The sequence below is a fragment of the Microbacterium sp. Kw_RZR3 genome, assembly GCF_029222405.1.
Taxonomy (GTDB): Bacteria; Actinomycetota; Actinomycetes; order Actinomycetales; family Microbacteriaceae; genus Microbacterium.
The window spans coordinates 24,399-44,040 of sequence record NZ_JARHXC010000051.1; the positions used below are offsets into that span (position 1 = coordinate 24,399).

Sequence of the window (19,642 nt, forward strand, 5' to 3'; positions counted from 1 at the left end):
CATGACGTCCGAAAACCCCGACAGCGTTTCCGAGGAACCCGAAGCACCCTCCACCAAGGTTCCCAACGAGTACGGGGCCGACGCCATCCAGGTGCTCGAAGGTCTCGAGGCGGTCCGCAAGCGCCCCGGCATGTACATCGGCTCCACCGGCGAGCGGGGCCTGCACCACCTCGTCCAAGAGATCGTCGACAACTCCGTCGATGAGGCCCTGGCCGGGTACTGCGACACGATCGAGGTCACGATCCTCAGCGACGGCGCTGTCCGCGTCGTCGACAACGGCCGCGGCATCCCGGTCGACATGCACCGCACCGAGGGCAAGTCGACGGTCGAGGTCGTGCTCACGGTGCTGCACGCCGGAGGAAAGTTCGGCGGTGGCGGATACGCCGTGTCCGGCGGTCTGCACGGCGTCGGTTCGTCGGTCGTGAACGCGCTGTCGACTCGCCTCGAGGTCGAGGTCAAGCGGCAGGGTCACGTGTGGCGCCAGTCGTTCCGTGATGGCGGACACCCTCTGGCCCCGCTCGAGAAGGGCGAAGAAAGCGACCAGACCGGGACGACGATCACGTTCTGGCCGGATGCCACGATCTTCGACACCATCGACTTCGACTACGACACCCTCCGCACGCGTTTCCAGCAGATGGCGTTCCTCAACAAGGGCCTGCGCATCAGCCTCCGCGACGAGCGTCCGCAGTCGGTGGTCGTCGAGGGCGAGCCGGGCGAAGAGGTCACCGAGGCGCGGAACGACTCGTTCCTCTACGAGCGAGGTCTCGTTGACTACGTCGAGCACCTCAACCGTGTGCGCAAGGCCGACGTCGTCAACGACGAGATCATCGAGGTCGAGTCGGAAGACACCGAGCGCCACATCGCGCTCGAGCTCGCGATGCAGTGGACCACGGCATACACCGAGAACGTGTTCACCTACGCGAACACGATCAACACGCACGAGGGCGGCACCCACGAAGAGGGTTTCCGTGCCGCGCTGACCACCCTGGTCAACCGTTACGCGCGCGCGAACAACCTGCTCAAAGAGAAGGACGACAACCTCACGGGCGACGACATCCGTGAGGGCCTCACCGCCGTCATCTCGGTGAAGCTGTCGGAGCCGCAGTTCGAGGGTCAGACCAAGACGAAGCTCGGGAACACCGAGGCCCGCGCCTTCGTGCAGAAAGTCGTCGGAGACAAGCTCGGCGACTGGTTCGATCGCAACCCGGGTCAGGCCAAGAACATCATCCGCAAGGCGATCGATGCGGCCACCGCGCGCCTGGCGGCGCGCAAGGCCCGCGAGACCGCTCGCCGCAAGAGCGTCTTCGAGTCGGCCGCGATGCCCGACAAGCTCAAGGACTGCACCTCGAAAGACCCCTCGATCAGCGAGATCTTCCTCGTCGAGGGTGACTCCGCCGGCGGCTCGGCCGTGCAGGGCCGCGACCCGCACACGCAGGCGATCCTCGCGCTGCGCGGCAAGATCCTGAACGTCGAGCGCGCGCGTCTCGACCGGGCACTGGGCAACAAAGAAGTCCAGGCGATGATCCAGGCCTTCGGCACGGGCATCGGCGAAGACTTCGACATGGCCAAGGCGCGCTACCACAAGATCGTGCTCATGGCGGATGCCGACGTCGACGGCCAGCACATCACCACGCTTCTTCTGACCCTGCTGTTCCGCTACATGCGCGGACTCATCGAGGCCGGTTTCGTCTATCTGGCTCAGCCGCCCCTCTACCGCCTGAAGTGGTCCAACCACCCGCACGAGTACGCCTACAGCGACCGTGAGCGCGACGCGATGCTCGTCGACGGCCAGGCCGCTGGTCGCCGTATCCCCAAGGACAACGGCATCCAGCGCTACAAGGGTCTGGGCGAGATGAACGACCACGAGCTCTGGGAGACCACGATGGATCCCGAGACGCGCACGCTGAAGCAGGTCACGATCGACGATGCCGCCGCGGCCGACGAGATCTTCTCGGTCCTCATGGGCGAAGACGTCGAGTCGCGCCGCAGCTTCATCCAGCGCAACGCCAAAGACGTCCGCTTCCTCGACATCTGATCTCTCGCCCGCGCGACCCCGCACGGAACCTCACGACGACGATCGACGACGTACTACGAAACTGAGAAGACATGGCTGACGACATCACGCCCGAGCCCGACGAGGTCCGGTCGGAACCCGCGCACAACCACGGCAGGATCGACCAGGTCGACCTCCAGCTCGAGATGCAGCGGAGCTACCTCGACTACGCCATGAGCGTCATCGTCGGTCGTGCCCTGCCGCGCGTCGAAGACGGTCTCAAGCCGGTTCACCGTCGCGTGATCTACGGCATGTACGACGGGGGCTTCCGCCCCGACAAGTCGTTCTCGAAGTGCGCCCGCGTGGTCGGCGAGGTGATGGGGCACTACCACCCCCACGGCGACGCCCCGATCTACGACGCCCTCGTGCGCCTCGTGCAGCCGTGGTCGCTGCGATACCCCCTCGCGCTCGGACAGGGCAACTTCGGCTCGCCGGGCAACCAGGGAGCGGCTGCTCCGCGCTACACCGAGACGAAGATGTCGCAGCTCGCGCTCGAGATGGTGCGCGACATCGAAGAAGAGACCGTCGACTTCGAGGACAACTACGACGGTCAGACGCAGGAGCCCGTGGTCCTGCCGTCGCGCTTCCCGAACCTGCTCGTCAACGGCTCGGTCGGCATCGCGGTCGGTATGGCCACGAACATCCCGCCGCACAACCTCCGCGAGGTCTCGGCCGGCGCGCTGTGGGCTCTCGAGAACCCGGATGCGACCCGCGAGGAGCTGCTCGAAGCCCTCATGGAGCGCATCCCGGGGCCTGACTTCCCGACCGCCGCGCAGATCCTCGGAACCCGCGGAATCAAGGACGCCTACCGCACCGGGCGCGGCTCCATCACGATGCGCGCCGTGGTGAACATCGAAGAGATCCAGGGCCGCACGTGCCTCGTGATCACCGAGCTGCCGTACCAGGTGAACCCCGACAACGTCGCGGTGAAGATCGGCGACCTCGCTCGCGAGGGCAAGATCACCGGTATCGCCGACATCCGCGACGAGACCTCGGGTCGCACCGGTCAGCGCCTCGTCGTCGTGCTCAAGCGCGACGCGGTCGCCAAGGTCGTGCTCAACAACCTCTACAAGCACACCCAGCTGCAAGAGAACTTCGGCGCGAACATGCTCGCGATCGTCGACGGGGTGCCGCGTACCCTGTCGCTCGACGGCTTCATCAGCCACTGGATCGACCACCAGCTCGACGTCATCGTCCGCCGCACCCGGTTCCGGCTCCGCAAGGCCGAAGAGCGCATGCACATCCTGCGCGGGTACCTGAAGGCGCTCGACGCCCTCGACGAGGTCATCGCGCTCATCCGTCGGTCTCCGACGGCTCAGGATGCCAACGAGGGACTGCAGAAGCTTCTCGACATCGACGACATCCAGGCGCAGGCCATCCTCGACATGCAGCTGCGTCGTCTGGCAGCGCTCGAACGGCAGAAGATCGTCGACGAGGCGACCGAGCTCGAGGCCCGCATCGCGGACTTCAACGACATCCTCGCGACCCCTGCCCGCCAGCGCACGATCATCCGTGACGAGCTGACCGGGATCGTCGACCGCTTCGGCGACGACCGTCGCACCCAGATCCTGCACGGCTTCGACGGAGACGTGTCGATCGAAGACCTGATCGCCGAAGAAGAGATGGTCATCACCGTCACGCGTGACGGCTACATCAAGCGCACGCGCAGCGACAACTACCGGTCGCAGCATCGCGGCGGCAAGGGCGTGAAGGGTGCGCAGCTGCGCGCCGACGACGTCGTGGAGCACTTCTTCGTCACCACGACGCACCACTGGCTCCTGTTCTTCACGAACAAGGGTCGCGTCTACCGTTCGAAGGCCTACGAGGTCCCCGAAGCGGGTCGGGATGCCAAGGGCCAGCACGTCGCGAATCTGCTCGCGCTCCAGCCCGATGAAGAGATCGCGCAGATCCTCGACATCCGCGACTACAACGTCGCCACCTACCTGGTGCTGGCGACCCGAAACGGTCTGGTGAAGAAGACGCGCCTCGACGAGTACGACACCAACCGGCAGGGCGGCGTCATCGCGATCAAGCTCCGCGGCCAGGTGGCCGAGGAGGGCGACGACACCGAGCCCGGCACGGCCGACGAACTGGTCAGCGCTCTGCTGGTCGACGAGGGCGACGACATCCTCCTCATCAGCCGGCTGGGAATGTCGCTGCGGTTCTCCGCGACCGACAGCGCGCTGCGGCCGATGGGTCGGTCGACGTCGGGTGTGAAGGGCATGGACTTCCGTGAGGGCGACAGCCTGCTCTCGGCATCCGTCGCCAAGGACGACGAGTACGTCTTCGTCGTGACCGAGGGCGGCTATGCCAAGCGCACGGCGGTGACCGAGTACCGCATGCAGAACCGCGGCGGTCTGGGCATCAAGGTGGCTCGTCTGACCGACGATCGAGGCGTCCTCGCGGGCGGAATGATGGTCTCCGAGGGCGACGAGGTCCTTGTGGTTCTTGCCAGCGGCAAGGTGGTACGCTCTGCCGTGGCCGAGGTGCCCGCCAAGGGACGCGACACGATGGGTGTCGTGTTCGCCCGTGCTGGAGGCGACGATCGCATCATCGCGATCGCTCGAAACGCCGAACGAAACTTGGCAGAGACGACGGAGACGACCACGGAGCCCGCCGCAGCCCCTGCGGACGAGGCCGACGCCTCCGCTCCCGAGACCCCCGAGGAAAGTACTGACGCATGAGCACGGTAGCCGACAAGCTCGCTAAGAAGTCGACTCACAAGACCCCCGCCAAGCAGGTCCGCCTGCGCCTGGTCTACATCGACTTCTGGTCGGCGGTGAAGCTGTCGTTCCTGGCCGCCGTGGCGGTCGCGATCGTGACCGTGGTGTCGTACTTCCTCATCTATCTCGTCGTGAGCGCCACGGGCCTCATCACGAAACTCGACGAGTTCTTCACGAGCTTCACCGACGGCGGCGCGACGCTGTCGCAGTACGTCGGGCTCCCCCAGGTGATGGCGTTCGCGGCGATCGTCGCGATCCTCAACCTGGTCGTCATCACGGTTCTCGGCGCGGTCGTCGCCGGAATCTACAACCTCGCGGTCAAGGTGACCGGCGGTCTTCTGGTCGGCTTCACCTCGAACTGAGGCCGATTCGGAAAAACCTCGGGATTCCGGTAAAGTCTTCGAGGTTGACGACATCACGTCGTCACAACGGGGCTATAGCTCAGGCGGTTAGAGCGCTTCACTGATAATGAAGAGGTCCCAGGTTCAAGTCCTGGTAGCCCCACCCCATCCCCACGGGGCCTTAGCTCAGTTGGTAGAGCGCCTGCTTTGCAAGCAGGATGTCGGGAGTTCGAATCTCCCAGGCTCCACATCTTCGTCACCCCGGCTCCGGCCGATGCGGGACTCTTCACGGTCCGAGGCGCACGCTGCCGCCGTCGCGCCGCTATGGTGTCGCAATGGACATGCGAGTCGCCGCCTATGCCATCGTCACCGGCTCGAGCGACCGTTTGCTGCTGGCGCACTGGGTCGAGGGCCGTCGGGCGGCGTGGACGCTCCCCGGGGGCGGTCTCGAGGCGGGGGAGGACCCCGAGCGCGCGGTCCGGCGCGAGGTGCGGGAGGAGACGGGCTACCGTGTGGTGGTCGATGAGCTGCTCGGCATCCATTCCCGAGTGATACCGGCGTCCGGGCGCCTGTCGGACGATGCCGACGGTCCGCTTCACACACTGCGAATCGTCTACCGCGCCCATGTGGTCGGAGGGCGTCTCCGCCATGAGGTCGGAGGATCCACGGACCGCGCAGAGTGGTTCTCGTTGCCGACGGTCCGCAAGCTCCGCCGTGTCCAGCTCGTGGACATCGCCCTCCGCATGGCGAAGATCTCGCCGCGCGGGACGGATGAGTCGGCTCTTATGCCCGAGGCGCGGTGATATCGGCGACCGTCGCGTCGTATGCGTCGATGAGGTCGTCGGCCTCGACGAAGAGGCTGTAGCCGTGTGCGCCGGCTCCCATGGCGATGCGCTGCCCGACGATGCTCTCGTCGGCGTAGACCGGCCAGTCGTTCGTGCTGCCGATGGGAACGATCGTCCCGCGTTCGTACCCGGTCGCCGCCAGCGCGAGCTCGGGTTCGGGCAGGCGCAGCTTGTTGACCCCGACGACGGCGCGGAGCTTGGGCCATGAGATCGCCCGATCACCGGGCACGAGCGCGAAGAGGTAGGTGTCGTCGGACCGCTTCACCACGAGCGTCTTCACGATCGCAGCGGACGGGATGCCGAGGAGCTCGGCCGCCTCGTCTAGGCTCGACGCCGCCGGACGCTCCCGGATATCGACGGAGAGGCCGCGCTCACGCGCGGCCTCTCTGACTCTGATGGTGGGGTCGCTCACGCGTCCGGTGCACGCAGCGGGTCGTCGGCCACCCACAGCTCGTCGTCGGCGCGCAGAGTCTGCCACGCGGCGTAGGCCACACCGGCCGCCGCGACCACGCCGAGGATGATGGCGATGACGCCGCCCGCGCCGATGCCGTCATTCTGGTGCGGAAGCTTCTTGGCGAGGTTCTTCGACGCCTTCTTGCCGTACTTCTCGGCACGCTTGGCGTACTTGTGGGCATCGAGCTCGAAGCCCTGGCCCTTCGCGAGACGGTCACGCGTGTCGCCCGCGGCATCCCACACCGACATCGCCCCGCCGACGACCGCACCGGCCGCCGGAATGAGCTTGTTGCTGAGGAAGCGGTTGCTGTACTTCACGCTCTTGTCGACGTAGGGCGCGGCGTACTTGTTGTAGCCGTCTTGGACGGCGGGGACGAGGTCTTCGCGGCTGAAGCGACCGAGCTGGTGGCCGGCTTCGCGAGCCACCTTTCCGCTCTCGCCCAGCAGCACCTGCTGCGACTCCCACACCTTCGCGGCGTGCTTCTGGAGCTTGCGCAGTTCCTTCTTGCTCTTGCGGCTGAGGCCCACGGCTCATCCTCCCTGTCGATGGGATGTACGTTGCTTCATCTTGCCAGACCGGGCGGTGCCCACCACGGACCCTTGCAGATAACTCTGAGAGAATGTACCCATGGCTACTCACACCGCCGTCGCGACCTTGCACACCAACCACGGCGACATCGTGGTCAACCTGTTCGGCGACCACGCTCCCCGTACCGTCCGCAACTTCATCGGCCTCTCCGATGGAACGCAGGAATGGACCAACCCCGCCACCGGCGCCAAGGGTGAGGGTCCGCTCTACAAGGACGTCATCTTCCACCGCATCATCCCGAACTTCATGATCCAGGGCGGCGACCCGCTCGGTCAGGGCATCGGCGGTCCCGGCTACAACTTCAACGACGAGATCCACCCCGAGCTCGATTTCACGCAGCCCTACAAGCTCGCCATGGCCAACGCCGGCCTGCGCCGCAACGCCATCACGGGCCAGGCCGAGGGCACCAACGGCTCGCAGTTCTTCATCACCACCGACCCGACGCCGTGGCTGCAGGGCAAGCACACCATCTTCGGTGAGGTGGCCGACGACGCGTCGAAGGCCGTCGTCGACGCCATCGCTGCGGTGCCCACCGGTGCCCAGGACCGTCCGAAGGCCGACGTCGTCCTGCACTCGGTCGACGTCGTGGCCGTCTGATCTTCGAGGCGGCGGCGGGTGTCCACGACCGACGAGTTCCGTCGTAACAGCGACAACTTCTGTTACCGGCATCCGGATCGACAGAGCTTCGTGCTCTGCCAGCGATGCCTGCGTACGGTCTGTTCGGAATGTCGCACACCCGCCGCCGTCGGCGTGATCTGCCCCGAGTGCATGGCTCAGCAGCGCGCCGCGGAGACCCCTGCCCAAAAGAAGGCGGAACGACGCTGGGCATCGCGTCGCCCGGCCGTCGTGGTCGCCTCGGGACGACCCCTCGCGACGCTGACGATCATCGCGATCACAGGCCTGGTCTACATCATCGGGATCATCCCCGGTCTCGGGTCGATCCTGAGCAACGCGCTCATGTTCTACGGCCCGTACCTCGTTCCGCAGTTCGGGGCGTTCGAGCCGTGGCGGCTGTTCACCGTCTCGCTCGTGCACTCCGGCTTCTTCCACATCGCGCTGAACATGCTCGCGCTGTGGTTCATCGGTCGAAACCTCGAACCGCTCCTGGGGCGATGGCGGTTCGTCGTCCTCTACGTCCTCGGCACACTCGGCGGATCCGTGGCGGTGGCACTCCTCGCGCCGCTGACCCCGGTCGTCGGCGCCTCGGGCGCGATCTTCGCCCTCTTCGGCGCCCTGCTCGTCATCGGGCGCCATATCGGCGCCGACATCCGCGTCATCGCCGTGCTGATCGGCATCAACTTCGCATGGCCGTTCGTCGTCGCGCTCATCACCTCGATCGGTACGGGCGACTTCATCTCCGCGCTCAACGGCGTCGGGATCTCGTGGCAGGCGCACCTGGGTGGCCTCATCACCGGGGCGGCCGTGGGCTTCGTCTACGCCCGGACGCGTCTCGCGCGTCAGAGAGCGTTGCAGATCGGGCTGCTGGTCGGGGTGGGCGCGGTGCTTCTCGCGCTGCTCGTGATCCCCGTCGTCGTGTACTACTGAGAGTTATCCACAGGCTCATCCACAGGTGGGGATGAATTACACGCGTGTAAGTCGGGTGAAATTCATCGCCAGCGCGTGGTCATCAGGAAGCCGACGAAGGCGATTCCGAAGCCGATGACGAGGTTCCACGGGCCGATGCCGGGAATGGGGAACTGCGAGTTGCTGAGGTAGAACACCAGGACCCAGACCAGGCCCACCAGCATGAGACCGATCATGATGGGCAGGAACCACACAGGGTTCGGTGCCGACGCGCCTTCGTTGCGCTCGGCGATCGGGTCGTCGCCGTTTCCAGTTCGAGCCATGCGGCCCAGTCTAATGCTCAGGTGCTGTGCGACCCACGGAACTAGAATCGCCTGGTGGACACCGCATCCTCTCCGCAGACGCGTCGCGACGCTCGCCGTGGCTCTCGCCGGCGTCCCGCTCCGCGGCGCCGGGTATCGGTCATCGGTGTCTTCGGTGACCTGCTGCTGACCGCGGGCGTGCTCGTGCTTCTGTTCGTCGCCTGGCAGCTCTGGATCGGCGACGCGATCATCGGTGCCCAGTACAAGAACGAAGCCAGTTCACTGACCGACAAGTGGGCGACCGAGACACCCGCCCCCGCTCCGTCACCGACCGCCTCGTCGTCTGGAGCGCCCTCCCCGACGGAGCCGGCCACCGCCGAGCCGCCCGCTCTGCCACAGCCCGGCGACGGCGAGGTCTTCGGCGTCCTGCGCATCCCGCGCCTGGGGTCGGACTACCAGTTCAAGCTGGCGGGCGGAGTGAGTTCGTCGGTGACACTCGACCCGATCGGCGTGGGGCACTACCCCGACAACGCGATGCCCGGTCAGGTCGGCAACTTCGCCATCGCGGGACACCGCGGCAGCCATGGCGCGCCGTTCGCCGACCTCCCCTCTCTCCACATCGGCGACGCCATCGTCGTCGAGACCCCCGACGGCTGGTACACCTACCGCTACCGCAACCTCGAGTACGTGCAGCCCGACGGCGTCGGCGTGCTGCTCCCCGTCCCGCAGGCCGCTCAGGTGGAGGCAACGGATCGGTTGATCACGATGACCACGTGCAGCCCGCGGTACGGATTCTCGGAGCGTGCCATCGGCTACGGCGTCTTCGAATCGTTCACGCCCCGCGCCAACGGCGCCCCTGCTTCGCTGACCTCTGGAGCCGCCTGATGTACGGAGCCCTCTGGCGTGTGCTGCCCGGACCCTGGTGGGTGCGGGTGCTCATCCTTCTCGTCCTCGCTGCCGCGGTGCTCTACGGACTCTTTTACTACGTCTTCCCCTGGGTGAGCGACATGGTCTACCCGCAGGAGGTCACGGTCGAGTGATTCGGTGGCGCGTGGTCGTCGTCGACAACCGCGACAGCTTCGTCCACACCCTCGCCGGGTACCTGAGCGATCTCGGTGCGAGCGTCGAGACGCTTCCCGCGAACGACCCGACGCTGCTCCACGCGGTCTCGACACGCGCCGAGGCCGTCGTCATCTCACCCGGGCCCGGTCATCCCGATCAGGCGGGAGGGTCGATCGAGGTCGTCCGAGCCGCACATGACGCGATGCGTCCGCTCCTCGGCGTCTGCCTCGGCCATCAGGCGATCGCGGTCGCGTTCGGAGCCCGCGTCGACCACGCCCCCGAGCTCCTACACGGCATCACGAGCCACATCCGCCACGACGGACGAGGCGTGTTCGCCGACCTGCCCGACGGGTTCGCGGCGACGCGCTACCACTCCCTCGCCGTGTCGGACGGAACACTCCCCGCTGAGCTCGAGGTCACGGCGCGTACCGACAGCGGCGTGATCATGGGCCTCCGCCACCGGTTCGCGCCGATCGTCGGCGTCCAATTCCATCCGGAGAGTGTGCTGACCGAGGGGGGTCACCGGCTTCTCGGCAGATGGATGGAGGATGCCGGATGCCGCGGCGCCGCCGAGCGCGGGGCGACCCTCCACCCCCGCCGCGTCAGGAGCCCGAGCAGGACGTGAGCGTGATCTCGCTGTGGACCGGGACCTCACCGGGAGCCAACGACTGCGTCTTGACCGTGGGGCTCGGGACCGAGGCCGCGCAGCTGGGATCCTCTTCGACCTTGACCGTCAGCTGCGTCGCATCGGACTCGAGCTGGCGCTTAGCGGCATCCACGGTGTACCCCGTGTAGTCGACGATCACGACCTGGCCGCTGGCGACGATGAGGTTCACGGTGGTGTTCTTGGCGAGCTGCGAACCCGCCTCAACGTTCGTCACGGCACCGCCGCTCGCGACATTCGCGGAGATCACGGTGTTCGCGGCGAGAGCCGGGTCGTTCTGTCGCCGGACCGAACCGACGGAGAGCCCCGCTTGCTGCAGCGCGGTGCGCGCGGCCTCTTCGCTCATCCCCGAGAGGGTGGGCATGGTGGCGAGATCGGGGCCGCTCGAGACGTAGAGCACAACCTCCTGACCCTCCGCGACGGACGTGTCGGCGGCAGGCGTCGTCCGCGTGACGTTTCCGGCGGCGATCTTGTCGCTGGGTTCGTCGACGCGCTTGGCGACGAGGTCTTCCCCCTCCAGCGCCTCGACGGCCCGGTCGTACGACATGTCGACGACGTTGGGCACGGCTCGGCCGGCGGACGGGACGTTGTTCGAGGGCTGGATCTGCATCACCCAGAACAGCACGGCGACCAGGAGCACGGCGAGAACGGTGACACCCGCCCAGATCCAAGCGACGGGAGGGCCCGGCTGCGTACGGCGCATCGTCGTGTCGGTGCTGAGCTGGCGCAGCGACCGTGCGGTCTCGGCCGCCTGACGCGGGTTGGGTCCGTAGAGCTCGTTCGACAGCGCCGACATCTGACGCTTGGTCGGACCCTTGCCGTCCACGGTGGCATCCAGCGCTTCCCGGAAGCCGGCGGCATCCTGCGGGCGTTGGAACGGATCTTTCGCGAGGGCGCGGAGCACGATGGCATCCAGAGCCGTCGAAACGGATTCGTTGACCTCGCTCGGCGGCACCGGGGCTTCGCTGACGTGCTGGTACGCGACGGCCACGGGTGTCTCACCACGGAACGGCGGTCGGCCGGTCAGCAGTTCGTAGAGGACGACACCCGTCGAGTACAGGTCGGCACGCGCGTCGACCGACTCGCCCTTCGCCTGTTCCGGAGAGAAGTAGGCGGCCGTGCCGACAATCGCCGTCGTCTCGGCCACGGTCGACGAGGAGTCCGACACCGCGCGCGCGATGCCGAAGTCCATGACCTTCACACCGCCGGATTCGGTGATCATCACGTTGCCGGGCTTGATGTCGCGGTGCACGACACCGGCGCGGTGCGAGTACTCGAGCGCCTCGAGGATGCCGTCGACGTACCGCAGTGCGTCGTCGGTGGGAACGGGGCCCGCCGAGATGATGTCCTTGAGCAGACGCCCGTGGACGAGTTCCATGACGATGTACGGAACGGGACGTTGCTGGCCGTCCGGGCCCGTCTCCACGTCTTCGCCCGCGTCGAACACCCGCACGATCGTGGGGTGCGCCATGCGCGACGCGGCCTGCGCCTCGAGGCGGAAGCGCGTACGGAAGGCCGCGTCGCCGGCGAGATCGGCCTTGAGGACCTTGATCGCGACGGTCCGCCCGAGCGTCTGGTCGTAGCCGCGGTAGACGCTCGCCATGCCGCCACGACCGATGAGGTCGTCAACGCGGTAGCGTCCGGACAGGACGCGCGTCTCAGTGGTCACGAAGGAACTCCAGGGTGGTGCGTGTTCGAGGGGTCAGTTCTTGGGCGACGCGGAGGTCGTCGGCGACGGACCGCCGGAGATGGTGGCCGAGGCCTCGCCCGAGGGACCCGCGGTCCGATCGGTGCCCGAGCAGCTGACCGTGTAGGTGACGCGGAGAGTCGACCCGGGCGAGTTGCTCACCACCAGTTCGGCGTTGCGCTCGTCGGGGGAGAACGACGCCGTCGACGAGCCGTTGGTGGCGAAGGTGCCCTGCTCGGCGGTGAAATTGTACGACGTCACGTTGCCCGTGCCCGAGGGGCAGGTGTACTGCTGCCACGAAACCTGCACCGTGGCGCCGGCCGCGACCGACGACGGCAGAGTGGGTGTTCCCGGCTGGCTGAGGGGCGTCTCTTCGCCGTAGACCGTCACCGTGATGTTGGTGCCCGCGGGGTTACGACCGGTGGGGTCGACGATGTAGACCTTGCCGACCGCGTCGGCGCTGGTCGCCGCATTTCCGGTGGCGCACGTGGCGGCGAGGTTGTTCTCGCGGAGGATTGCGCGGGCCTCGTCACATGTGCGGCCGACCAGCTCGAGCGAGTCGACGTCGACGAGCGTCTGCGAGGGCGACGGAGCCGGCGTGGGCGTCGACGCGCTCGGTACCGGCGTGGCTGCGGTCGGAGCCGTGCTCGAGGGGGCCGCGTCGGGCTCGTTCTGGTTGGTCAGCAGAGCGGCGAGCGTTCCTCCGAGGACCAGGACGAGCAGCACGATCAGCGCGATGAGCGGCCACGTGAGCCGGCTTCGCTTCTTCTTCTGCGGCACGGTCTCTTCGGTGTGCTCCTCGGTGAGGAGCGACGTGGCCGCCGGCGTCGGCATGAGGCGCGTCGCCGCGCCCGTCTGTCCGGGAGACAGGAGCTGCGTGACGTCGTCGGCGACGGCGGCACCCGCGGCGATGGCGGGGACTGCGGCCGCGGCGGCGGTCAGGTCTCCCCGGCGCAGGGCCGTAGCGGCGCGTGAGACGGCGGCAGCCGAGGCGGGCCGGTCGTCGGGCTTCTTGGCGATCATGGCCATGACGAGGTTCTGCACCGGAACCGCCACGGTGGGCGGGAGCGGCGCGGGCTGCTCGTTGATCTGGGCCATCGCGATCGCGACCTGCGACTCGCCGGTGAAGGGGCGCTTGCCCGCGAGGCACTCGTACGCGACGATGCCGAGCGAGTAGATGTCGGTCGCCGGAGACGCCGGGTGTCCGGACGCCTGCTCGGGCGACAGGTACTGCACGGTGCCCATGACCTGACCGGTCGCGGTCAGCGGGACCTGGTCGGCGATGCGGGCGATGCCGAAGTCGGTGATCTTGACGCGGCCGTCGGGCGTGATCAGCAGGTTGCCCGGCTTGATGTCGCGGTGGACGAGACCGGCCGCGTGCGCAGCCTGCAGCGCGGCGGCGGTCTGCGCGACGATGTCGAGCGTCTTGTCGGTCGACAGCGAGCCCTCGCGCTCGAGGATCGTCGACAGGGCTTCGCCGGGGACGAGTTCCATGACGAGGAAGGCGCTGCCGTCTTCCTCGCCGTAGTCGAACACGCTGGCGATGCCCTCGTGGTTCACGAGGGCGGCGTGGCGGGCCTCGGCGCGGAAACGCTCGAGGAACCCGGGGTCGCCCATGTATTCGTCTTTGAGGATCTTGATGGCGACGGTGCGTCCGATCACATGATCGGTCGCCTCCCACACCTCACCCATACCGCCGATCGCAATACGCGAATCGAGCTCGTACCGTCCTCCGAAGGTCACTCCCTGCGTCGGTCTCATTTACCCAGCACCGCCTCCATGACCTTCTTCGCTATCGGGGCGGCGATGTCGTTGCCGCTCCCGCTCTGCCCCTGGCCCCCGCCGTTCTCGACCACCACTGCGACGGCGACCTTGGGGTCGTCGGCCGGAGCAAAACCCGTGAACCAGAGAGTGAACGGACGTGTCGATCCGTTCTCCGCGGTGCCGGTCTTACCGGCGACCTGGACCCCGTCTATTCTTGCATTCGACGCCGCGCCGTCCTGGACGTTCGCCGTCATCATCGAAACCATCTGTGCCGCGAGATTCGCGTCGAGCGCGCGGCCGAACTCGCTGTCAGCGCGCTCGTCGGTCACCGACAGGTCGGACTCGATCACGCGGTCCACCATCCGCGGGTTCATCACCACCCCGCCGTTCGCGATTCCGGCCGACACCATCGCCATCTGCAGCGGGGTCGCGGTCACCTGTCCCTGACCGAATCCGCTGAGCGCCGTCTGCGCGGCGTCGAGACCCGAGGGGTAGCTGGACGCCGTCGAGGTCAGGGGCATCGAGAACTGCTTGTTGAAGCCGTACTTCTCGGCTTCGGCCTTGATCGCGTCGTCGCCGAGCTCGACGGCCAGCTCGGCCATCGGGATGTTGCAGCTCAACCGCAACGCGGTCGCGATCGTGACGGTGTCGCCGCCGCCGCACGTCCCGCCGCCGGCGTTGCGCACGACGCTGCTCGACTGCGGCAACGTGTACTCGGCCACGTTCGGGAAGCTCGAGTCGGGGGTGTACTTTCCGGATGCCAAGGCCGCCGACGCCACGACCAGCTTGAACGTCGACCCCGGAGGGTTGAGGTTGCCCGCGATGGCGCGGTTGTCCATCGGTTGCGACGGATCGGCGACCAACTGATCGTAGGTCGAGTCGACGGCATCCGTGTCGTGGGACGCGAGGGCGTTCGTGTCGAAACTCGGCGTCGACACCATGGCCAGGATGCGGCCGGTCGAGGGCTCCATCGCGACGACAGCACCCTGCAGACCGCCGAGGGCGTCCCACGCGGCGCGCTGAACGTTGGCGTCGAGCGACAGCTCCACGTTCGCGCCTCGGGGCGCTTGGCCCGTGATGGCGCGGTTGATGCGCGAGAAGAACTCGTTCTCACCCGAACCGCTGAGCACCGAGTTCTCGGCATCCTCGATCTGGGTTCGCGAGTCGAGCACCGGGTTGACGTACCCGGTCACGGGAGCCCACATCTGCGCGTCGGTGTACTGGCGCTGCCAGCTGTAGACGTCGTCCGACGGCACCGACTGCGCGATCGGGCTTCCGCTCGCGATGATCGAGCCGCGCTGGATCTCGTACGAGTCGTAGAGGGCGCGAGTGTTGCCGGGGGCATCGGTGAGATTGCCCGCCTGGGCGACCTGGATGATGCTCGTCGAGGCGAACAGGGCGAGGAACATCGCCAGCATGACGATGCTGAGGCGTCGGAGTTCTTTGGTCACGGTGCCTCCTCCGGTCGGGGAGCGCCGAGGGGCGCGGTGGGGGGCGCGATCGTGGGCGTCATCAACCGATCACCACCCGGGGGCGGCTGCGCACGGCATCCGAGATCCGCAGCAGGAAGGCCACGATGATCCAGTTGGCCACGAGCGAGGACCCGCCGGCGGCGAGGAACGGGGTGGTCAGGCCGGTCAGCGGGATCACGCGCGTGACACCGCCGACCATGATGAACACCTGCAGCGCGATCGTGAACGAGAAACCTGTGGCCAGGAGCTTTCCGAAGTCGTCTTGACCCGCGAGGCCGATGCGGATGCCGCGGCTCGCGAACACCATGTAGAGCGCGAGGATCGCGAACAAGCCGACGAGACCCAGCTCTTCACCGAGGCTCGGGACGATGTAGTCGCTCTGCGAGAGCGGCGTGATGTACGGGCGGCCCTGGCCGAGACCGGTGCCGAAGAGTCCGCCGTGCGAGAGGCCGAAGATCCCCTGCACGAGCTGATAGCTGCCGCCGTCGCGGTTGATGACCTCGGGGTTGAACGCGTCGAGCCAGTTGGCGAAGCGCCCGTTGACGTAGGGGAGGACCCGGGATGCCAAGAACGCTCCGGTCGCAGCGAGGACGACACCGATGAGCACCCAGCTCGTCTTGCCGGTCGCGACATAGAGCATCGCGACGAACATGCCGAAGATGAGCAGACCCGTACCGAGGTCGCGCTGGAGCACGATGATGCCGAGCGAGACGAGCCAGATGATCAGGAGTGGGCCGAGCTCGCGCGCGCGGGGCCAGGTCATGAAGAGGAACCGGGTGCCCGTGGAGGTCAGGCTCTCACGGGTGCGCACGAGGTAGCCGGCGAAGAAGATCGCGAGGCAGATCTTGGCCAGCTCACCCGGCTGGAACGACACGAACCCGAGCGAGACCCACACGTCGGCGTTCTGCTCGGTACCCAGGCCCGGGACGAACGGCAGGAGCAGGAGCAGGATGCCGATGAGACCCGAGAGGTAGGTGTAGCGGAAGAGCACGCGGTAGTTGCGCACGAAGATCACCACAGCGAGGGCGGCGACCAGAGCGATGGCCGCCCAGGCGATCTGACGGTTCGACGTGGCATCCCAGCCCTCGAGGCGGACCGCGAGGTCGATGCGGTAGATCATCGCGATGCCGATCCCGGTCAGCACCGTGGCGATCGGCAGGACGAAGGGGTCGGCGTCGCGGGCGCGCAGGCGCAGCACGACGTGGAGGATCAGCGCGAGGACGGCGGGAATGCTCGCCAGCGTGAGGAAGCCCGACTCGATCGCGCCGGTGGCGCCCAACTGCACGAGGACGAGAGCGGCGCCGTAGACGGCGATCGCGAAGATCAGCAGGCCCAGCTCGCGATTGCGCTGCGTGGCGGGGACGCGGATCTTCTTCAGGGCGCGCATCACGGCCGTGTCGGTCGACACGGCGTTGTCGCGGGTCAGCTTCTGATCGGTCATCCGCCGGCCTCCGGGGTGGGACGCAGACGCTCCACGATCTGTTCGGCGTCGGACAGGGAGCGCGCCGAGATCGTGGCCTCGACCGTCTGGCGGTCGAAGTCCGAGAGGTCGGCGAGGACGATGTTGGTGTCTTCGTACACCGACGACAGCGAGATCGGGCCGATGGACTGCTGCACTCCGCGGTAGATGACGACGGAATCGTCGTCGGCGCCCACGTAGTACCGCGTCTGGGTCCAGTTGTAGCCGGCGAAGAGAGCGAGGCCGATGCCGGCCAGCACGATCAGGAGTGCGGCGAGCCAGCCGAGGCGGCGCCGACGGGCGCGGCGCCGGTCTTCCTCGATGAGCTCCTCGAGGAACTCGGGCGCGGGTTCGAAGTGCGTCGGCTCGTTCGCGGCCTGGCGGACGGGGTGCAGCCAGTTCGATCGCGCCGGTCGGCCCGCGGGAGCGACGGCTCCAACCGGGTTCAGCGCCGAACCGACGATCGTCGGCGTGCCGGTGAAGACGGGGTGCTGGCCGCCGACGTCGACGATGACGACGGTGACGTTGTCGGGCGCCCCTCCGTCGAGCGCCTGCTTGAGGAGCGCGTCCGCGGTGCGGGCGGGCGGCATCCCGAGGGCGAGGGTGCGGTCCGTGTGCGTGTCGTCGACGACGCCCGAGAGTCCGTCGGAGCACAGCAGCCAGCGATCGCCATCCTGCGTCGGCATGATGAACGTGTCGATCTCGGGATCGGGGTCCATGTCGCCGAGCACGCGCATGAGGACCGAGCGGCGCGGGTGGTACCGCGCCTCTTCGGGGGTGATGCGACCCGAGTCGACCAGGCGCTGCACGAACGTGTGGTCGGTCGTGATCTGGGTGAGTTCGCCGTCGCGGTAGAGATAGATGCGCGAGTCGCCGATGTGGCCGATGACGGCGTAGTCGTCGACCATGATCAGCGCGCTGACGGTGGTTCCCATGCCCGCGAGCTCGGGTCGGCGCGCGACCGTGTCGATGAGCTCGGCTGCCGTGTCGGACAGGGCGTCGCGGAGGGCGTGCTCGGCGTCGGCGGGGGTCGGGAAGGGCTGGTCCAGCTCGGTCATGCGGTGGATCGCGAGGCTCGACGCGACGTCACCGCCCGCGTGGCCGCCCATGCCGTCGGCGACCACGAAGAGATTCGAGCCGGAATAGCCCGAATCCTGGTTGTTGGAGCGCACCTTGCCCGTGTGGGAGATGGCGGCGCTCGAGCCCTGGAAGACCATGGAGGAGGGTTACTTCCTCAACTCGAAGGTCGTCGCGCCCACCTTGATCGGGGCGCCGACCTTCACCTGCACCGGGGATGCCACGCGCACCCCGTCGTGCGTGGTGCCGTTGGTCGAGTCGAGGTCTTGCAGCATCCACTGGTTGCCCCACAGCACGAGCCGCGCGTGGTGGCTGGAGGTGTAGTCGTCGCGGACCACGAGACCGGACTCGCTCGAGCGGCCGATCGTGAGCGGTTCGGTGCCGAGCGGGAGCTCGAGACCGACCTTCGGGCCGCTCGTGATGACGATGCGCGAGACGGTTTCGGTGGTGGCGAGCCCGCCGGCGGGCGCGGGCGCCGGGGCGGGCTGCCGCTTGACCTGGGTGGTCACCGCGTCGGGAGACGCGACCGGGGCGGGAGTCGCGGGGGCGGATGCCGCCGGCTCGGGGAGCTTGCGCACCTTCACGCCGAAGAGGTCGGCGCGGAGCGAATACACCACGCCGAAGACGAAGAACCACAGCAGGACGAGGAAGCCGCCCTGCAGCAGCAGAAGAGTCAACGGACTCATGACAGGGGCCCCCGCTCCCGAACGTCGAACAGGCGCGTGGCGTCGGAAACCGCCGCGCGTCGCGCCGGCTGTGCCTGCGCCACCACACGGAACACGATCGTGGTGCGACCGATGGAGATGGTCGAATCGGGTGGAAGTGCGGCTTCTGACACTTTACGGCCGTTGAGGGTCGTGCCGTTGGTGGATCCGAGGTCGCGCACCATCGCGCGTTCGCCGTCCCACAGGATCTCGACGTGCTTTCGGCTCGTGCCGGCGTCGGGGATCGTGATGTCGGCGTCGCTGCCGCGCCCGATGACCGTGCGGGCGCGGGTGAGTTCGTGCCGCGTGCCGTTGATGTCGACGACACCGCGCCACGAGACCTGGCCCTCGCTGGTCTGCGAGTCGACGCGGAGAGTCCCCGTCGACAGCGACTCGTCGCGTTCGATCGAGATGGCCAGGGGTCCGGCGAACGAGTAGCCCTGCGTGCTGGCGTGCTTCTTCACGAGAGTGGTGAGCTCGGTGACCAGGGTCGAGCCCAGCGCGCTCATCTTCTCGTCGTCGGCGGGCGACAGGCGGACCGCGAAGGCATTGGGGGCGAGGATGCGGTCGCGGGTGACCACGACAGCCTTCTTGTCGAGTTCACTCCGCAGCGCGGAGGCGATCTCCACCGGCTGGATGCCACTGCGGAAGGTCTTCGCGAACGCACCGTTGACGGCGCGTTCGAGACCCTTCTCGAAACTGTCGAGTAGTCCCACGAGACTCCTTCGGGCAGGCAGACCAGTAGGCACATCGTAGTCAGGGCGGCTGAGCAGGTCATGGATGACGCCTGCAGAGCCCGCGTTTCGCTGTGTTGACGCGGCCGTGATATTCTCGGGAAGTTGGTCGCGTGGCATCCTCTGATGTCGCGCACGCGCGAGTGGCGGAATAGGTAGACGCGCTGGCTTCAGGTGCCAGTGCCTTCA

At 67.5% G+C, this 19,642-nt stretch carries 19 protein-coding genes and 2 tRNA genes; 11 read left to right on the forward strand and 10 right to left on the reverse strand.

Features of this window, described 5'->3' with window-relative positions; translation table 11 throughout:
• Nucleotide 1 precedes the first annotated feature (1 nt).
• The 6 genes from gyrB (at nt 2) to P2P98_RS02325 (ending at nt 5,920) form a co-directional block, all read left to right on the forward strand.
• Nucleotides 2-2,035 (forward strand): DNA topoisomerase (ATP-hydrolyzing) subunit B, encoded by a 2,034-nt coding sequence (gene gyrB, locus P2P98_RS02300; RefSeq protein WP_058596194.1) that lies wholly within the window; start codon nt 2-4, stop codon nt 2,033-2,035.
• Nucleotides 2,036-2,106: 71 nt separating this feature from the next.
• The gene (gene gyrA / locus P2P98_RS02305; protein ID WP_275796827.1) at nt 2,107-4,737 is read left to right on the forward strand and encodes a DNA gyrase subunit A; all 2,631 of its coding nucleotides are present in this window, start codon (nt 2,107-2,109) and stop codon (nt 4,735-4,737) included.
• Entirely contained in the window at nt 4,734-5,138 is a 405-nt protein-coding gene (locus tag P2P98_RS02310; RefSeq protein WP_058596192.1) for a DUF3566 domain-containing protein, read from the forward strand. Before gyrA ends, P2P98_RS02310 begins: the two co-directional genes overlap by 4 nt.
• Before the next feature lie 68 nt (nt 5,139-5,206).
• Nucleotides 5,207-5,280 (forward strand) — tRNA-Ile (locus tag P2P98_RS02315).
• A 12-nt stretch (nt 5,281-5,292) separates the two neighbouring features.
• Nucleotides 5,293-5,365: transfer RNA gene (locus P2P98_RS02320), tRNA-Ala, on the forward strand.
• An 87-nt stretch (nt 5,366-5,452) separates the two neighbouring features.
• Nucleotides 5,453-5,920 carry an NUDIX hydrolase gene (locus P2P98_RS02325; RefSeq protein WP_275796829.1) on the forward strand — a complete coding sequence of 156 codons (468 nt, stop codon included), beginning with the start codon at nt 5,453-5,455 and terminating at the stop codon, nt 5,918-5,920.
• On the opposite strand, the gene P2P98_RS02330 is transcribed toward P2P98_RS02325, so the two are convergent.
• Nucleotides 5,901-6,374 carry a YbaK/EbsC family protein gene (locus P2P98_RS02330; RefSeq protein ID WP_058627687.1) on the reverse strand — a complete coding sequence of 158 codons (474 nt, stop codon included), beginning with the start codon at nt 6,372-6,374 and terminating at the stop codon, nt 5,901-5,903. The two genes, P2P98_RS02325 and P2P98_RS02330, sit on opposite strands and share 20 nt — an antisense overlap.
• Nucleotides 6,371-6,943: a hypothetical protein gene (locus P2P98_RS02335; RefSeq protein ID WP_058596189.1), complete on the reverse strand. Its 573-nt coding sequence runs from the start codon at nt 6,941-6,943 to the stop codon at nt 6,371-6,373. Before P2P98_RS02335 ends, P2P98_RS02330 begins: the two co-directional genes overlap by 4 nt.
• A gap of 100 nt (nt 6,944-7,043) precedes the next feature.
• Here P2P98_RS02335 and P2P98_RS02340 point away from each other — a divergent pair, with 100 nt between their 5' ends.
• Nucleotides 7,044-7,601: a peptidylprolyl isomerase gene (locus P2P98_RS02340; protein WP_275796832.1), complete on the forward strand. Its 558-nt coding sequence runs from the start codon at nt 7,044-7,046 to the stop codon at nt 7,599-7,601.
• Nucleotides 7,602-7,772: 171 nt separating this feature from the next.
• Nucleotides 7,773-8,549: a rhomboid family intramembrane serine protease gene (locus P2P98_RS02345; RefSeq protein WP_275796857.1), complete on the forward strand. Its 777-nt coding sequence runs from the start codon at nt 7,773-7,775 to the stop codon at nt 8,547-8,549.
• Nucleotides 8,550-8,611: 62 nt separating this feature from the next.
• Here P2P98_RS02345 and P2P98_RS02350 read toward each other — a convergent pair whose 3' ends face one another.
• Nucleotides 8,612-8,851, reverse strand: a complete 240-nt coding sequence (locus tag P2P98_RS02350) for a cell division protein CrgA (protein ID WP_058596186.1) — start codon at nt 8,849-8,851, stop codon at nt 8,612-8,614.
• A gap of 54 nt (nt 8,852-8,905) precedes the next feature.
• On the opposite strand from P2P98_RS02350, the gene P2P98_RS02355 reads away from it, so the two are divergent.
• The 3 genes from P2P98_RS02355 to P2P98_RS02365 are packed head-to-tail and all read left to right on the forward strand — an operon-like array spanning nt 8,906 to nt 10,517.
• Nucleotides 8,906-9,715, forward strand: a complete 810-nt coding sequence (locus P2P98_RS02355) for a class E sortase (protein WP_275796835.1) — start codon at nt 8,906-8,908, stop codon at nt 9,713-9,715.
• On the forward strand, nt 9,715-9,870 hold the full coding sequence (locus P2P98_RS02360) for a hypothetical protein (protein WP_193751324.1): 156 nt from the start codon (nt 9,715-9,717) through the stop codon (nt 9,868-9,870). The genes P2P98_RS02355 and P2P98_RS02360 overlap by 1 nt, the downstream gene beginning before the upstream one ends.
• Nucleotides 9,867-10,517, forward strand: coding sequence for a gamma-glutamyl-gamma-aminobutyrate hydrolase family protein (locus P2P98_RS02365; RefSeq protein WP_275796840.1), 651 nt, complete (start codon nt 9,867-9,869; stop codon nt 10,515-10,517). Before P2P98_RS02360 ends, P2P98_RS02365 begins: the two co-directional genes overlap by 4 nt.
• Here the strand turns inward: P2P98_RS02365 and pknB are convergent.
• From pknB to P2P98_RS02400, 7 genes are all read right to left on the reverse strand, one after another.
• Nucleotides 10,495-12,225, reverse strand: a complete 1,731-nt coding sequence (gene pknB, locus P2P98_RS02370) for a Stk1 family PASTA domain-containing Ser/Thr kinase (protein WP_275796842.1) — start codon at nt 12,223-12,225, stop codon at nt 10,495-10,497. The genes P2P98_RS02365 and pknB overlap by 23 nt on opposite strands.
• A 33-nt stretch (nt 12,226-12,258) precedes the next feature.
• Complete coding sequence (locus tag P2P98_RS02375) at nt 12,259-14,004, reverse strand: serine/threonine-protein kinase (protein WP_275796844.1); 1,746 nt, start codon at nt 14,002-14,004, stop codon at nt 12,259-12,261.
• Nucleotides 14,001-15,458, reverse strand: a complete 1,458-nt coding sequence (locus P2P98_RS02380; RefSeq protein WP_275796846.1) for a penicillin-binding transpeptidase domain-containing protein — start codon at nt 15,456-15,458, stop codon at nt 14,001-14,003. Before P2P98_RS02380 ends, P2P98_RS02375 begins: the two co-directional genes overlap by 4 nt.
• Nucleotides 15,459-15,519: 61 nt before the next feature.
• A complete protein-coding gene (locus P2P98_RS02385) occupies nt 15,520-16,920 on the reverse strand; it encodes an FtsW/RodA/SpoVE family cell cycle protein (RefSeq protein ID WP_275796848.1) in 1,401 nt (466 codons plus the stop codon).
• Nucleotides 16,917-18,155 (reverse strand): PP2C family serine/threonine-protein phosphatase, encoded by a 1,239-nt coding sequence (locus tag P2P98_RS02390; protein WP_275796850.1) that lies wholly within the window; start codon nt 18,153-18,155, stop codon nt 16,917-16,919. Before P2P98_RS02390 ends, P2P98_RS02385 begins: the two co-directional genes overlap by 4 nt.
• A gap of 9 nt (nt 18,156-18,164) precedes the next feature.
• Nucleotides 18,165-18,701: an FHA domain-containing protein gene (locus P2P98_RS02395; RefSeq protein WP_275796852.1), complete on the reverse strand. Its 537-nt coding sequence runs from the start codon at nt 18,699-18,701 to the stop codon at nt 18,165-18,167.
• Nucleotides 18,698-19,435 carry a DUF3662 and FHA domain-containing protein gene (locus P2P98_RS02400; RefSeq protein WP_275796855.1) on the reverse strand — a complete coding sequence of 246 codons (738 nt, stop codon included), beginning with the start codon at nt 19,433-19,435 and terminating at the stop codon, nt 18,698-18,700. Before P2P98_RS02400 ends, P2P98_RS02395 begins: the two co-directional genes overlap by 4 nt.
• Nucleotides 19,436-19,642: the final 207 nt, after the last annotated feature.

Excerpts from the sequence above, each read along its gene's own strand:
- P2P98_RS02385 (WP_275796848.1), bottom strand. The coding sequence starts at position 16,920 with ATGACCGATCAGAAGCTGACCCGCGACAACGCCGTGTCGACCGACACG.
- P2P98_RS02395 (WP_275796852.1), bottom strand. The coding sequence starts at position 18,701 with ATGAGTCCGTTGACTCTTCTGCTGCTGCAGGGCGGCTTCCTCGTCCTG.
- P2P98_RS02375 (WP_275796844.1), bottom strand. The coding sequence starts at position 14,004 with ATGAGACCGACGCAGGGAGTGACCTTCGGAGGACGGTACGAGCTCGAT.
- P2P98_RS02310 (WP_058596192.1), top strand. The coding sequence starts at position 4,734 with ATGAGCACGGTAGCCGACAAGCTCGCTAAGAAGTCGACTCACAAGACC.
- P2P98_RS02340 (WP_275796832.1), top strand. The coding sequence starts at position 7,044 with ATGGCTACTCACACCGCCGTCGCGACCTTGCACACCAACCACGGCGAC.
- P2P98_RS02325 (WP_275796829.1), top strand. The coding sequence starts at position 5,453 with ATGGACATGCGAGTCGCCGCCTATGCCATCGTCACCGGCTCGAGCGAC.
- gyrA (WP_275796827.1), top strand. The coding sequence starts at position 2,107 with ATGGCTGACGACATCACGCCCGAGCCCGACGAGGTCCGGTCGGAACCC.
- gyrB (WP_058596194.1), top strand. The coding sequence starts at position 2 with ATGACGTCCGAAAACCCCGACAGCGTTTCCGAGGAACCCGAAGCACCC.
- P2P98_RS02360 (WP_193751324.1), top strand. The coding sequence starts at position 9,715 with ATGTACGGAGCCCTCTGGCGTGTGCTGCCCGGACCCTGGTGGGTGCGG.
- P2P98_RS02345 (WP_275796857.1), top strand. The coding sequence starts at position 7,773 with ATGGCTCAGCAGCGCGCCGCGGAGACCCCTGCCCAAAAGAAGGCGGAA.
- P2P98_RS02350 (WP_058596186.1), bottom strand. The coding sequence starts at position 8,851 with ATGGCTCGAACTGGAAACGGCGACGACCCGATCGCCGAGCGCAACGAA.
- P2P98_RS02390 (WP_275796850.1), bottom strand. The coding sequence starts at position 18,155 with ATGGTCTTCCAGGGCTCGAGCGCCGCCATCTCCCACACGGGCAAGGTG.